This is a genomic window from Pantoea sp. Ae19-2, from assembly GCF_059801205.1.
In genome coordinates this window covers 432,263-446,797 of the sequence record NZ_JBCHWE010000001.1, presented here as the reverse complement: position 1 = coordinate 446,797, position 14,535 = coordinate 432,263, and the positions used below count along the sequence as shown (strand labels likewise).

13 protein-coding genes are annotated in these 14,535 nt (G+C 53.1%); 7 read left to right on the top strand and 6 right to left on the bottom strand.

Annotation, left to right across the window (positions count from 1 at the left end; translation table 11 throughout):
* Positions 1 to 89: 89 nt before the first annotated feature.
* The gene (locus AAIE03_RS02105) at positions 90 to 806 is read right to left on the bottom strand and encodes an IclR family transcriptional regulator (protein ID WP_042677479.1); all 717 of its coding nucleotides are present in this window, start codon (positions 804 to 806) and stop codon (positions 90 to 92) included.
* A 175-nt stretch (positions 807 to 981) separates the two neighbouring features.
* On the opposite strand from AAIE03_RS02105, the gene AAIE03_RS02100 reads away from it, so the two are divergent.
* The 4 genes from AAIE03_RS02100 to AAIE03_RS02085 are packed head-to-tail and all read left to right on the top strand — an operon-like array spanning position 982 to position 4,932.
* The gene (locus AAIE03_RS02100) at positions 982 to 1,674 is read left to right on the top strand and encodes an RraA family protein (RefSeq protein ID WP_014605231.1); all 693 of its coding nucleotides are present in this window, start codon (positions 982 to 984) and stop codon (positions 1,672 to 1,674) included.
* A complete protein-coding gene (locus AAIE03_RS02095) occupies positions 1,674 to 2,612 on the top strand; it encodes a hydroxyacid dehydrogenase (protein WP_498562723.1) in 939 nt (312 codons plus the stop codon). Before AAIE03_RS02100 ends, AAIE03_RS02095 begins: the two co-directional genes overlap by 1 nt.
* Entirely contained in the window at positions 2,609 to 3,541 is a 933-nt protein-coding gene (locus tag AAIE03_RS02090; protein WP_014605229.1) for an SMP-30/gluconolactonase/LRE family protein, read from the top strand. Before AAIE03_RS02095 ends, AAIE03_RS02090 begins: the two co-directional genes overlap by 4 nt.
* A gap of 38 nt (positions 3,542 to 3,579) precedes the next feature.
* Positions 3,580 to 4,932, top strand: coding sequence for an MFS transporter (locus tag AAIE03_RS02085; protein WP_072138239.1), 1,353 nt, complete (start codon positions 3,580 to 3,582; stop codon positions 4,930 to 4,932).
* 122 nt (positions 4,933 to 5,054) lie between these two features.
* Here AAIE03_RS02085 and AAIE03_RS02080 read toward each other — a convergent pair whose 3' ends face one another.
* A complete protein-coding gene (locus AAIE03_RS02080; protein ID WP_013026827.1) occupies positions 5,055 to 6,395 on the bottom strand; it encodes an MFS transporter in 1,341 nt (446 codons plus the stop codon).
* Positions 6,396 to 7,306: 911 nt separating this feature from the next.
* Here AAIE03_RS02080 and AAIE03_RS02075 point away from each other — a divergent pair.
* On the top strand, positions 7,307 to 7,975 hold the full coding sequence (locus tag AAIE03_RS02075; protein ID WP_498562722.1) for an ATP-dependent Clp protease proteolytic subunit: 669 nt from the start codon (positions 7,307 to 7,309) through the stop codon (positions 7,973 to 7,975).
* 192 nt (positions 7,976 to 8,167) lie between these two features.
* Here AAIE03_RS02075 and AAIE03_RS02070 read toward each other — a convergent pair whose 3' ends face one another.
* Complete coding sequence (locus AAIE03_RS02070; RefSeq protein WP_105080883.1) at positions 8,168 to 9,181, bottom strand: zinc-dependent alcohol dehydrogenase family protein; 1,014 nt, start codon at positions 9,179 to 9,181, stop codon at positions 8,168 to 8,170.
* 102 nt (positions 9,182 to 9,283) lie between these two features.
* Here AAIE03_RS02070 and AAIE03_RS02065 point away from each other — a divergent pair, with 102 nt between their 5' ends.
* Positions 9,284 to 9,682 carry a winged helix-turn-helix transcriptional regulator gene (locus AAIE03_RS02065; RefSeq protein WP_024471343.1) on the top strand — a complete coding sequence of 133 codons (399 nt, stop codon included), beginning with the start codon at positions 9,284 to 9,286 and terminating at the stop codon, positions 9,680 to 9,682.
* A gap of 187 nt (positions 9,683 to 9,869) precedes the next feature.
* On the opposite strand, the gene AAIE03_RS02060 is transcribed toward AAIE03_RS02065, so the two are convergent.
* Together AAIE03_RS02060 and AAIE03_RS02055 are read right to left on the bottom strand one after the other, a co-directional pair.
* Entirely contained in the window at positions 9,870 to 10,976 is a 1,107-nt protein-coding gene (locus tag AAIE03_RS02060; protein ID WP_228525767.1) for a right-handed parallel beta-helix repeat-containing protein, read from the bottom strand.
* An 83-nt stretch (positions 10,977 to 11,059) separates the two neighbouring features.
* Entirely contained in the window at positions 11,060 to 11,659 is a 600-nt protein-coding gene (locus tag AAIE03_RS02055) for an NAD(P)H oxidoreductase (RefSeq protein ID WP_014605224.1), read from the bottom strand.
* 97 nt (positions 11,660 to 11,756) lie between these two features.
* On the opposite strand from AAIE03_RS02055, the gene AAIE03_RS02050 reads away from it, so the two are divergent.
* Entirely contained in the window at positions 11,757 to 12,662 is a 906-nt protein-coding gene (locus tag AAIE03_RS02050) for a LysR family transcriptional regulator (protein ID WP_194761177.1), read from the top strand.
* Here AAIE03_RS02050 and AAIE03_RS02045 read toward each other — a convergent pair.
* Complete coding sequence (locus AAIE03_RS02045; RefSeq protein ID WP_194761176.1) at positions 12,652 to 14,535, bottom strand: sigma-54-dependent Fis family transcriptional regulator; 1,884 nt, start codon at positions 14,533 to 14,535, stop codon at positions 12,652 to 12,654. The genes AAIE03_RS02050 and AAIE03_RS02045 overlap by 11 nt on opposite strands.

Sequence of the window (14,535 nt, the reverse complement as noted above, 5' to 3'; positions counted from 1 at the left end):
TGCCATCGGCGCTTTCAGTCAACCTGCGGGCCAACGCGCGCATATAGAGCCTGTGGCTGTATTCATGCACGCGTTCAGCAACAGGTTTTTTACGCGTTGTGTGCGTAAACAACATCACAGAACGCTTTTCTCGCGCCGAGTTGAGCGGAAAGTCTGGCTGCGGACTCTCGCATCAGTTCTCCCAATCCCGCCTCTTTGCGATCCAGCGTTAACCGTGATGATGGGCCGGTTAACGCCAGGGCTGCGACTAACTTATCCCCTTCGCCAAACACCGGGATGGCAAAGGCGGCAGTATGGGGATCGCGCGCGCCCGAGGTATAGAGCGGTAAATCCGCTGCGTCGTCAAACAAGGTTTCGCCCATCCCCCAGTGACGCAGCACCTGACCAATTGCGGAGTTGTCCAACGGATACAGCGAGCCCGGCAGTCGCGTATGCCGTAAGCCATCTGAGGATTCGGCACGAAAGACACAAAGACGCTGGCCGCTATCAATCACATACCAGCTGGCACTTTCCTTTGTGGCTAAGGCCAGCGTTTGCAGTTCGGGCTGAACCACGCTGGCCAGATGAAACGACTGTTCATAGAGCTTGCCCAGATAAAGCAGCCTTGGCCCCAGGGTGTAAATGCCGTTATCCCTTCTGACCACGTAACTCATACGTTCCAGCGAATTCATCAGTCGATAAACGGTGGTTTTGTGGTAGCCCGAAAGCTGCGACAGCGTCGTCAGGGACAGGCTTTCTTCGCCTGGCTTAAAACAATCCAGCAAGGCCAGCGCCTTCTCTACCGCATTAACGCCTTCGTTTCCCATTTCGCTTCTCCTGATTTTTGCTGGCACCGAGTGTACCCGAAACTGTGAGTCACATCTTGTTTACATCACAAACAAGCTCGCAACACTGGCGCCGTGGTCAGTGTCACCGATATAGTTATTTCATTATGTACAACACAGTTTTACTCTGTAAAACAAACAACCTGTGAGGTGACCCATGTCCGCGAACGAAAAACCGATGATCAACCGAGACGTTACGCGAGTCAGCAGTGATTATGTCAGACGTGCCGCTGAATTTCAGGCCGCGATTATTGCGGATGTCGCGGGCAGACGCGGCACGCTGCATGGCCGTATCAAACCGCTGGGCACACATATGAAAGTGGCCGGGCCGGCGGTGACAGTGGAAGTGCGCCCGGGTGATAACCTGGCGATCCATGCTGCGCTGGCGGTGGCCAAACCCGGCGATGTCATCGTCGTGGATGGCAAGGGCGATATCAGCTGCGCGCTGTTAGGCGAGATCATGGCAACCCAGGCCGAAGCATCCGGCATTGCCGGGATTATCATCGATGGTGCGGTCAGGGATGCGGACGCACTGAGCACGCATACCTATCCCGTTTTCTCGGCCGGGCTCAATCCCTGTGGCCCGACGAAGTTCATTCCCGGTCGCGTGAATTACCCGGTTTCTGTTGCCGGAGCCACGATTAACGCAGGCGATCTGGTGGTGGGTGATATCGATGGCGTGGTGGTGGTGCCACGCGATGAAGTAGAAGTGGTATTGGAGCTCGCGGCGAAAAAACTGGATATGGAAACCCGCCGTATTGCGGCGATCAAAGCCGGTGACAAAAGGCCGGGCTGGTTGAACGGTGCCCTGCGTGCAGCGGGCATGTTAGCGGAAGGGGAGGAACTGTGATGCGTAAAAAGGACACTGTCATCATTACCGGCGCAGACATCGCTCCCGCCGCGCTCGCGATGCTGGAGGATTATGAGGTGGTCTTTGCGGGCACTAAGCCGTCAGAAGACGATCTGGTTGCGCTTTGTGAGCAGCACAATCCGGTCGGGATTGTGGTGCGCTATGGAAAAATTAACGCCCGCATCATGGATGCAGCGCCTGCCCTGCGCGTGATCTCCAAGCATGGCAGCGGCATCGACGTTATCGATCAAACGGCGGCGGCCGAACGAAACATCAGCGTCCAGTCTGCGCCCGGTGCCAATGCAGCAGCGGTGGCAGAACATACCTGGGCGATGATTCTGGCCTGCACCAAATCCCTGATCCCGCTGGATCGCCGGATGCGTGACGGCCACTGGGATAAATCCACCCACAAGTCGCTTGAACTTGAAGGCCGGACGCTTGGACTGGTTGGCCTGGGCGCGATTGGCGGCCGGGTGGCGGACATTGGTCAGGTATTTGGCATGCAGGTGATAGCTTACGATCCCTGGGCGAAAACGCTGCCCGCAGGCTGTGAGCAGGTGGACGATTTAGCCACGCTGTATGCGCGCGCAGATATTGTGTCACTGCACTGTCCTCTTACTGCGCAAAACAGCAAGATGATCAATGACCAGGCCCTGGCACAGTTCAAACCCGGCGCCGTGCTGGTGAATACCGCGCGCGGTGGACTGATTGATGATGATGCCCTGATTCGTGCTCTTAACAGCGGCAGACTCAGCGGCGCGGCGCTGGACAGCTTTACCGTTGAGCCGCTGACTGCGCCGCACATCTGGCAGAAGGTGGAAAACGTCATCATTACGCCGCACATCGGCGGCGTGAGTGATAATTCTTACGTGAAAATGGGCACGGCCTCCGTGACCAATCTGCTTAAGGTATTAGCGCAAAAGGAAGCCACCGTATGATGTGCCTGACCACACCGGAGGTCAGGCAGACATCGGTTTTTACCCGGTTGCCCGACCGCTTCCGCGCACCTGACCGTCACAATGCCTGGGCCACCGCGAATCGCGGCGGCCAGCTTACCGACTCTTTTCTTGAAGGGCCGGTCTGGCATCCTTCGGGCTGTCTTTACCTGACCGACATTCCCTATGGCCGGATATTCCGCGTTGATATGGCAGGCAACTGGGACATCGTCGTGCAATACGATGGCGAACCCAACGGCATGAAACTTGTCGGTCCGGAGACGCTTCTGATTACGGATTATCGTCACGGGTTAATGAAGCTCTGTCTCAAAACGCAAAAAATCACGCCATGGCTGTCGCGCCGTAACAGCGAGAGTTTTCGCGGCGTGAACGATTTAACGCCCGACAGCCGGGGGAACCTCTATTTCACCGATCAGGGGCAAACCGGGCTGCACGATCCCACAGGACGGGTTTATCGGCTCAGCCAGGAGGGAAGGCTGGATATTCTGCTGGATAACTGCCCAAGCCCAAACGGACTGGTGCTGTCGCCAGACGAAAAAGTGCTGTATGTCGCAATGACGCGTGGCAATGCGATCTGGCGGGTGCCGCTTCAGCGCGATGGTTCAGTCAGCAAGGTCGGTCAGTATTTTACCTCGCACGGTCCCAGCGGTCCCGATGGATTAGCCATGAACGCGCACGGCGAGCTGCTGATTGCCAACCCTGGCCTGGGCCGCGTCTGGCTGCTGAACGATCTGGCTGAGCCCGCAGAAATTCTCACCAGCCCCGCCGGACGCTCCACCACCAACCTCTGTTTTGGTGGTGAAAATTTACAGCAGCTGTTTATTACCGAATCGGTCAGCGGCAGCATTCTTACCTGTTCAATGAAAACACCAGGCCATCCACTGCCCTTCCTGTCCACCGATTTTCTCTGAGAACAACACTGCGTTTTCTGAACGCAGCGGAGGCAACCATGAATCTGCATTCTGTAAGCACTGGCTCACCTGTTGAGCCAGCAGCCGTGTCTGCATCCCATGAAGACATGAATCAAACGGATTTTGAACAAAGCGAACGGGCGGCGGCTAAAGCGTTCCGCCGTATCCTGCCTTTTATTTTCATCTGCTACGTGGTCAGTTATCTGGATCGCACCAATGTCAGCTTCGCCGCACTGGGCATGAACACCGATCTGGGCATCACGGCTGAGCAGTTCGGGTTTGGTGCCGGGATGTTTTTCATCGGCTATTTTCTGTTTGAGGTGCCCAGTAACCTGATTATGCAAAAAGTGGGGGCTCGTATCTGGATCGCCCGCATCATGATCTCATGGGGCATCATCTCCATGGCGACCGCCTTCGTTACCGGGCCGGTCAGCTTTGCCTTTGCCCGTTTTTGCCTGGGAGTGGCTGAAGCAGGCTTTACACCGGGTATTTATCTGTTCTTCACCTACTGGTTTCCCGGAAGCTGGCGCGCAAAAATCACGGCGGCATTTTTAGTCGGCATCCCCGTGGCGAATATCATCGGGGCGCCCTTATCCGGCATGTTGATGCAAATCACCGGGCATGAGCACATTCGTAACTGGCAATGGTTGCTGCTGCTGGAAGGGTTTCCGGCCGTTATCCTCGGCGTCCTGTGCCTGTTCTTCCTCAACGATCGCCCGGCAAAGGCCAACTGGCTGAGCGAGGCGGAAAAAACGTTGCTGAGCCGACGACTGGCAAACGAGCAGCAGCAAATTGAAAGGGCGCACGGTGCCAGCCTGCGTGACGCGCTGCGCAATCCCCTGCTTTACCTGCTGGCTTTCATTAATTTTTGCGGCATTGTCGGTTCTATTGGCGTGGGCCTGTGGATGCCGCAGATCATCAAGCAGATTGGCGTGAGCCATACCGCCACGGGTTTTCTGACCGCGCTACCTTATGTTTGTGGTGCCTTCAGCATGCTGTTCTGGGCGCAGCGGGCCAATGCCTCCGGCCACCGCATTCGCTGGATCAGCGCTGCGCTGGTTATCGCCGCCATCGCGCTGGCCTGCAGCGCCGTCGTGAATGAGCCGGTGGTGAAGATGCTTGCGCTCTGTTTTACCGTCAGCGGCATTCTGGCTTTTCAGGCGTCATTCTGGGCACTGCCTTCGGGTTTTCTCACAGGAAGCGCGGCCGCAGGCGGATTAGCCATGATTGTTTCTGTCGGCAATCTGGGAGGATTTGTCGGGCCTTCGCTTATTGGCTATGTGCGTCAGACAAGCGGAGGTTTTATGTGGGCGCTGCTGGCAGTTTCCGCCGTGTTGCTGATTGGCGCGTTTACCGTAGCGTTAATCAAAGATCCTTACCGCAAAGCATAGTCATCCCCTCCCCTGAGGCGCTCCGGCGCCTTTACCTTTTCCTGTTAAGCCTTATTCCGCCATGTCATCGGCTACAAAAAAAGCGCCCGCAGGCGCTTTACTGGTTTTTCAGGTTGAACCCACTATTTGCTTGCCGGTGACAGGCTCTGATCAACCTCGATTTTTGCGGCGCTTTTGCGGCCCATGATCAGCACCGCGATACCGCCCGCCGCGCAGAGTACCGCCAGTGGCACCATCGCCAGCGCATGGCTGCCGGTTTGCTCATTGATAATGCCGTAGACGTTGACCATCAGGCCACCACCAATCAGATTCGCCATTGCGCCGATAGCCGCTAAGCCCGCCGCTGCGGTGGTAGAAGACATCCAGCCGGACGCCAGCGCCCAGAACGGGCCTTTCATGGAATAAGCACCAATCAGAACCAGCGACAGAATCACCACGCTTCCCGCCAGCGACTGCGTAAGGAAGGCAGAGAGCAGCCCACCCGCGATCAGGAAAAGCGTTAACGCGGTATGCCAGCGGCGTTCGCCCGTGCGGTCAGAGCTACGTCCCCAGACAATCATCAACACCGACGCCAGGCCATAAGGAATCGCGTTGACCAGCCCGGTGGTGAAGTTGTCGAGTCCAAACGACTTAAGCAACTGCGGCGACCAGACGCTCAATGTAGAACCGGCAGCCGAAGCCCCTGCGTAAATCAGCGCCATCACCCAGATATGTTTGTGACGCAGGAGCTGCCACAACGAAATATGCCCAATCACTTTACGTTTTGCGTTCTCTTCAGCCAGCGTGGTACTGAGCCAGTTGCGCTGATCTTCGGTTAACCAGGTCGCATTTTCAGGGCGATTGCTTAACAGGAAAAAGGCGGCGACGCCTAAAAGCACGGCTGGAATGCCTTCTAAAATAAACAGCCAGTGCCAGCCGCGTAACCCGAACCAGCCATCCAGCGAGAGTATTGCGCCCGAGATCGGTGAACCAATGAAGTTTGCCGCCGGAATGGCCACCATAAACGTCGCGATGACGCGGGCGCGGTACTTACCGGGGATCCAGTAGGTCAAATACAGGATAACGCCGGGAAAAAACCCCGCCTCGGCAGCACCCAACAAGAAGCGCAGGAAATAGAGCATTTCAGCGCTTGAAACAAAGGCGGTGCAGACGGACACGATGCCCCACGTCACCATAATGCGAGATATCCAAATCTTTGCGCCAATCTTTTGCATCGCTAAGTTGCTGGGCACTTCGAACAGAAAATAGCCGACAAAAAACAGACTGCTTGCCAGACCAAATACCGCTTTGGACAGGCCGAGATCCTCGTTCATTTGCAACGCCGCCATCCCGATGTTGCCCCGGTCAATGATAGCGATCAGATAGCAGACGATCAGGAAGGGAAGGATCCGTCTTATCACGCGTTTTACGGTCTGCTGTTCGATATCGGAGGTTAATGCGCCATTCGGCATCTTGTCAGACATGGTGTTCCTCGCAGAATTGTCATGGTTTTACGCCTGGATACATCGCTTGTTTTACTCTGTAAAACCTTGGTGTACAAAGTACACTCATTATCTGGTCAAACTTTTTCCGCCGCAGGTAAATGTTATGATGTTGTGTTATTTGTCACAAAAAGGTATCAGCATAAGCGGCGATATGTGACGCTGGAGGAGTTTTTACGCTTTTAAACGGGAGCGATGTTGGAGAAATGCGACAGTCAAAATATCAGCAGAGACCGGCAAGGCTGGCGTTCGGCAGAGTCGCCTGATGGATAATGTGGCAGCGTCGGCTGCCGACGAGAAAGAGGCCAGGAAATCAGGTTTTGCCTGCCGCAGCAGTAACAATTTAAAAAAGGCATCTTATCAGTTTCATTTTGCGCCTTAATACACCGCCACTAAAAACGTGATGTCGCGCGAAGGTCTCTTCATGTTTTCACTGCACGCGAGCGCAGACAGGCGAAAATACACCCAGGATAAGGCGCGAATCGATGACCTGACCGACACTGACAGCGTTTTGTGTTGAGAGCGCCTTCAGTGCACGCGTCGAACGTGCCTGGTCAACGCATTCACGGTCATCCGGCAATCACCCGACAGCTGGATTATCCTCCATGCGCCGCCATTTGCTTTCAGGTGACAGCACTCCGTTCAGAGGCGCAGGTGTTCACTGATAACAGGTTTCGCGATATTCAAAACAGTGTTAAGCATCAGGTATTCCGAGATTCACGCTATTACTATCGCGAGGAAAAAAAATTCGCACCCTAACGATTAAAAATGCCTGATAAATAATAATGTGAAATATATTAAAGGGTAACAAAGCCCTGCAAATAACCAATCGGCATTGCATAAAATCCCTGTGGCTGATAAGAAATGAAAAAAAACGGAGGGATGATTCAACAATGAAATATAACGCTTTGATAGCGGCCCTGTTTATTACGATCAGTGCACCCTCTTTGGCTGCTATCAACAGAGTCGTTGACGGCAAACGCCCGCCAAATACGGTTAAATCCGTAAAGGTGTTTTTTACCGGCGCGGTTACGCTCAATAAAGTGATGTCGCTATCATCCGTGCTCGACGAGATCGGCCAGAATTATAAATCAGCCACGCAGGTGCTGCTCTATATCAGCAGCCCCGGTGGTGACATTGATGCCGGGAAAATTGGTTATCAGGTCGTTAAAAACTCCCCCATTCCCGTTACGACCGTGAACGCCTCCTCCGTCGAGTCCTCGGCCACGATGATCTACTGCGGCGCACAAAAGAGGCAGGTTATGGGTGACAGCATTTTCTTATTGCATGCGCCAACCGTTGGAAACGCGCCGCGTAGCAATGTCAGTGAAAATATGCTGGACGAGAAAACCGAATTTACCAGCAGATACCGGAACGTGATAAAAACGATTTATCAGTCCTGCACCCACCTCACTGACGAGCAGATTGAAAAGATCACCTACAGTGAAGATAACCATATGCTGCTGGACAACAAGCAGGCATTAGCCACGGGCATCGCCACAGGCGAAATGACCGATTTTCAGCCTGCTGATGCCGCGTATTATATTCATGATAATGACTAAAGGATGATGAAGAGGGGCAGAGCCTGCAAGTCAGACAAGGTTCGAGCCGTTGGATGATAACACCGCTCAGTTACCCGTGCTGTGCAGGGGTTTTGTTGAAAAGGGTGCACAGCGTATGCACCCTTTTTTGACCGACGACAAGCAGGTTTTCGCCTCTTATGACAAGGCTTACATGCCCACTTTATCTATCTGTCACCACTCAACACAGATTTTGCCCAGATGCGAGCCGCTCTGCTGCCAGGCGAAGGCCTCGGCAATATCGTCATATTTAAACGTCCGGTCAATAACCGGCTTCTGGTTCATGCTTTCCAGCGCCTTCACGTAGTCAATCTGGTCCTGACGACTGGCAACGATCACGCCTTTAATGGTGACCTGCTTCGCCAGAACAGACAGAATGGACAGCGTTGCTTCATCGCCGGAAATGATACCGATTTGGGTGATGTGCCCACCGATTTTGACCGCTTTCAGTGACTCGCCCAGCGTCGCCGGGCCGCCCACCTCAACAACATGATCCACGCCCACGCCGTTGGTCAGTGCGAGGACGCTATCGCCCCAGTTCGGAGTGGTGCGGTAGTTGATGGTTTCATCGGCCCCCAGCGCTTTAACGTGCTTAAGCTTTTCATCTGATGAGGAGGTGGCGATCACTTTCGCGCCCATCGCTTTAGCAATCTGCAGGGCAGCCATGGACACGCCGCCCGTGCCCTGCACCAGGACCGTGTCGTTGGCCTGCAGTTTGCCTTCAGTGATCAGGGCGCGCCAGGCTGTCAGGCCAGATGTGGTGATCGTGGCTGACTCGCAGTGCGTCCAGCCTTTCGGGGCATGGGTAAAGGCATTCTCAGAACGCACCACGTATTCGCTGGCCATGCCATCAATGCCGTCGCCCGGCGTATGGGCAAAGCCTCCCACTTCTGCGGAAGGTTTGCCAGACAGCCAGACGGGGAAGAAGGTTGACACAACGCTGTCGCCCACGCGGAAATCCTTAACGCCTTCGCCAACAGCTTCTACCACGCCTGCGCCATCAGACAGCAGGATGCGGCCATCTTCGGTTGGAAACTGCCCGGTAGCGACAATCAGATCGTGAAAATTCAGGGAGCCGGCTTTGATAGCGACCCGAATCTCACCTTTGCCCGGTTGGCCCGGATCGGCGATGTCCGACACATGGATATTGTTGAGTCCGCCTGGTGCTTTAAGGGTAAGTGCTTTCATGCTTTTCTCCGTTAAAAGAGGGATGTCTTAATCAGCAGTTGCTAAACATAGACCCTATGTGCATTTTATTAAATACGGTCATTTAGGTGATATAGGTACATTTTGGATACTGTAAAAACCCCAAGATATGAAAATTACGATGCGGTGGCCTGCCCGGTTGAAGCCACGCTGGAACTGATTGGCGGCAAGGGTAAAGGGATGATTCTTTACCACCTGCAAAACGAAACGCTGCGGTTTAATGCGCTAAGAAGACGGCTGGGTGATATCACGCCGCGGGTACTCACGCGGCAACTTCGGGAACTGGAAAACGTCGGGTTAATTCATCGCGAAGTGTATGCTGAAGTTCCGCCGAAGGTGGAGTACAGCATGACCGAAGAAGGCGCTTCGCTTGCGCCCTTGCTTGGGCTGTTAAAGCAGTGGGGAGAGCAACACGCGCTGGCCTTATTAGGCAAAAAAACCCCCGCCGTTGTGCCGGAAACGTCCGAGGCTGAAGCACAATGAATGGCCGTGCGCGGTGCCCCCAAAACCTGTTATGACTGATCCTGGACAGGTTCCTCCGCAGGATATCATGGGGAGGAACCTGAAACGCCGGTGGTGAGGTTCAGTCGTTCAGTACGTTTCCATCTGCCACATCACAAGGTGGCCCGCAGCAACCGATGACCGGTTTTCTGTGCTGTCTCGCCATTGCTTATTTCTCAAGCACAGAAGCAACCGACTCACAGTTCACCGGCATCCTGTGCTCTGCCACGGAGACAACACAAAATCCGGCCGCATCTTTGCTGTAATGTGCCGCCACACTGAAACGATTGTGGCGTTTAATCTCCTCAACCGGCGGGATTGAGCCAGGCACACCACCTACTGCGGTTTGCAAGCCTACCGTCCAGGGCTGGGTAAACAGATTGTCGTTAACGCTAACCGGCCCGTTGGTCGGTACACCTCGAATATAAACACTGCCTCGGTTTGACGTCCCGTAGCGGCCATAATCAAACAGATTATTGTTTATGATGATGTTTTTCCCGCCGTGGCCCTGCGCGCCCTTGTGCATATCAAACTGATGGTAAGCGCCCCGTGCTCCGCCATTGAGCACAAGGTTGTTATAAGCGTGATAGCCCTCACCGTCATCGCCTTTTCCTGCAATAGCATGACGATTAGCGTTAAAGGTATTGCAGTAGATATCGGCCTGGGCATGGCCATTTTGTACCACCACACCGTAGCCCAGTTGGGTACGGATATTATCGTGGATAACGTTGTGATGAATTTTATTGTCGACGGACGTTTTTACGCTAATCCCGGCCCACGGCCAGTGATAAATCTCATTGTTGTCGATATCAATATGATCGGTGCCGGGTAAAAACTGGATGCCAATCGTTTTATTCGGCGTGTCCGGTTGTCCAGAGGGGCCTTCAATACGCAGCCCGGTTATCCTTGCTTTAGCCTCAACAACATACACAGGATATTGATTAAGTCCGTCATTGAGCCATGGCGTTTGTAATAAAGCGCCCCGACTGCCTTTTTCACCACGATTGCTAAAAAGCGTCTGCCCGGCTTTAATGCGCAATGCCTGTGGCTGATTCGGCACCGTGATGGTGACATCACCCGGAACATAGATGAAGGGATGATTGCTGTCGACAGCCTGTTTCAACGCATCGAAAGTGCGGACAGTAACATAGTGGGCGACGTTATCCGGCGTAAGACGATCCTGATACTGCGCCCCACCTCCAATGACATCGCAACTGCCCACCGCGCTAATGGCAGAGCCGGATATCAGTAACAGGCACGCTATGGCTATTTTCATTTTGGTCATCTCCTGTCGACGCCCGATACAGGCCAGGCTGTCATGTACGCCGTTTTGCAGGGCAGCGATCGCCCTGCCATGCTTTATTCAATGGTGCTGTCTACGACCGCCTGCGCTTGTGCAAACAGTTGCTCATAATGCGAGTGGCTGTCATCAATCGTCTCCTCAACACCCAAGGTGTTATAGAGGAAATGAACCTCCACGTCACCGATCGCCAGATAGCCCGTAACGCCCATCATGTAATCCGTGATGTTTTTCTCCCAGCCATATTTAATAAAGGTTTGCTTAGAACCGCCAACCAGCACCAGCCAGCGTACTTTTTTATCTTTTAACGCGCTGTTTTCACCGTAGGCCAGACCGTAGTTCCACACGCGTTCCAGATAGCCTTTGAGCATGGCGGGATAGCTGTACCACCACAGCGGAAAGACAAAAATGATCGCATCACGATCGTCAAGCTCACTGAACAGACGATGCACCTCCGGTGAGTAGCGCTTAGCCGGATTTTCCCACTCGGGTTCGTCCTCTTCCCGCATCGCCGGATCAAAGCCACTGCGGTAGAGATCCAGCGTCTTAACATGTGCGCCCCGCTGCTCCGCCCGGTGGCGCAGGCTTTCCACCATCTGTGCGGTGAGTGAATCGGCACGGGGATGTGACCAGACGATATACAGGTTTGTTGATTTCATCTTTCACCTCATCTTGTGTTGAGGCATTCACATTACGCTCGCCACATTAGTGTGTGAAACGTATGATTTGAGATGGGTTAATGAGAGATTTTCACCAATGAAACTGAACGTCTATGACTTTGCGACCTTTATCGCGGTTTCACGCCACAAAAGTTTTCGCGCGGCCGGTGACGAGCTTGGCCTGTCGCCCTCGGCGGTCAGCCACGCAATAAAGCAACTTGAGCAGCGGCTGAAAATCCGGCTGTTCAATCGCACAACGCGTAGCGTTGCCCTGACAGAAGCCGGAGCAAATCTGTATGAGCGTTTGCGCCCGGCCTTTGATGAAATCAATGTGATACTCGATGAGGCTAACTGTTTTCGTCAGACGCCCATGGGCGCGCTAAAAATTAACTCATCGCGTCTTGCCTCGCGCATGGTGTTAATCCCACTGGTGGCAACATTCAGTCGGCTTTATCCGGATATCCGTGTGGAAATCACAACGGAAGACCGGCTGGTCGATATCGTGAAAGAGGGATTTGACGCGGGTATTCGCCTCAGCAGCAGGCTTGAAAAAGATATGATCGCGCTTCCCGTTGGGCCCAAAATCAGGTTGGTTGTGGTGGCAACCCCGGACTATTTCGCCCGCCATGCACCGCCTGAACACCCGCGTGACATCATGAATCATCAGTGCGTGATGTTCCGTCACGGCAGCGGTCGCATTTATCAATGGGAATTCAGCGGCCCGGAAGGCAGGCTTGAGATACTTCCGGCCGGTAATATCCTGCTGGACGATATGGACGCTCAACGTGATGCTGTGCTGTGCGGTGCCGGACTGGGCTACCTCTATCACGAACAGGTAAAAGATGAACTGGCAGCTGGCCGTCTGGTTCCGGTACTGGAAGCGTGGTTACCAGAGCAGCCCAGCCTGCAGTTTTACTATCCTAATCGCCACTATATGTCATCGGCGTTAAGGGCATTTATTGACCACATCAAAGCCGCTTCGCCAGCCGCGGTTAGCCGTTAAGATCGTACTCTTTCAACTTACGCCACAGGGTGGTCGGGCTGATGCCAAGGATGGCTGCCGCCCTGACCTTATCCCCTTGAGTTTGGGTGATGATACGCGTGATGAGGTGTTTTTCCTGCTTTTTAAGCAAATGGGTTTCGCTCTCCGCAGGCTCGCAAAGCAGGGATTGCTGGCTGGCAGAGCCAAAATCATCGGCAACCCGCACGGCCCTGAGCAGTTCGTCTTTGTCCACAACATCGCGATCGTGAAACACGGCCAGCCTGTAGATAACCGACTGTAATTCGCGGATGTTACCCGGCCAGCGGTGCCGCCTTAAGACATCCAGCGCATCCGGAGTAAACGCGATCTCTTTTCCCTGCTGATGCAGTAAATGCCGCGCCAGTAATTCAATATCCCCTTCGCGCTCAGCCAGTGCAGGCAGCCTGAGTTCCAGGATATTGATTCGGTAGTAAAGATCCTGGCGAAAAACGCCCGACTGAACCAAAACATGCAGATCTTTATTGCTGGCGGTAATCAGCCGAAAGTCTGCCGCAATGAGCGCCTCTCCCCCCAGACGGACAAACTGCTTTTCCTGCAGGACACGCAGTAATTTAACCTGCACATTGAGCGGCGCTTCGCTGATCTCATCAATAAAAACCGTTCCCTTCATCGCCATTTCGAACACGCCGGGCTTGCCACCTTTCCGCGCATGAGTAAATGCCCCCTCAGCATAGCCAAACAGCTCGCTTTCCAGGAGGTTTTCAGGAATGGCAGCACAGTTGATTGCGATAAAGGGGCCATGTTTTCGGATGCTGTGATGATGAATACTCTGCGCAAAGAGTTCTTTGCCGGTGCCGGTATCACCCAAAATATGAATGGGGGCATCATGACGCGCGCACAGCTTGGCTTTATCAATCGCGATGTTAATGCTGGCTGAATGACCAATAATGTCATCAAAAGCGTAGCGAGTATAAAAGCCTTGCTGTTTTATCTTTTTGTCTGCACTGTTTCGCCACTGGCTCTTCCCCTGAATAAACCCGGTAACGATGGAATAGCCATCCTGGCGCTTGGTGTAATGCTTTATTGAGGTACAGATAAAATCACCGTCGAGTTCTACGATCATTTCCTTTACGTCTGACTCATCGATAATTGAGCGATAAACCTCTTTGAAAGCGTCTTTGCGGTAAATTTTATCGCCAGCATGACACTGAAAAAGGGTTTTCCCTCTGTTGTTAATGCTCACCACCTCCCCCATTTGGTCAATGCACATAATGCCTTCACGAGACTGATTCATCGCGGAATAGCTCATATCCAACTTCAGACTTTCCTGATTGATATATTTCAGCAAACTGAAGGCCTCGTTGATGGCTTGCTCAATTGAATTATTATCCGTGTCCCCCATCACAACATTGAGGTCATATTTCTTCGCCATCTCTGCAACCGTCAGACCGCCTATAACGACTTTGTAGTTATTTTCTGCAAGATTTTTCACAACACTTTCGATGTCATAGTGATTATAGACCTGACAGATTTTTAAATTTTCATTGGTCATGTTTTGGTAATGCTTGAGCGCGTTACAAAATTGGGGAAAACCTACCGCAGCAATTTTTTGCGATTTATTTTTCGCCTGCTTAAGAATACGATAAATGCCATGAAAATCATGCGCTATCTCGATCACCGGAATGGTCACATTGCTGCGAAGAAGCACGGCAGTCCCGCCACGACTAATAATGATTTTCGTTCCAGACCGAATCATTTCATTCGCTTTATCTAATACTTCTGAATAGCCCGTTTCGTACACTGGCAGTTCAAGCTGCTTTTCAATAAGAACATTTAAAATGCGTTGGGTGATGGTTTTTGAAACGGAGAAAATGACGATTTCATTAGACTTCAT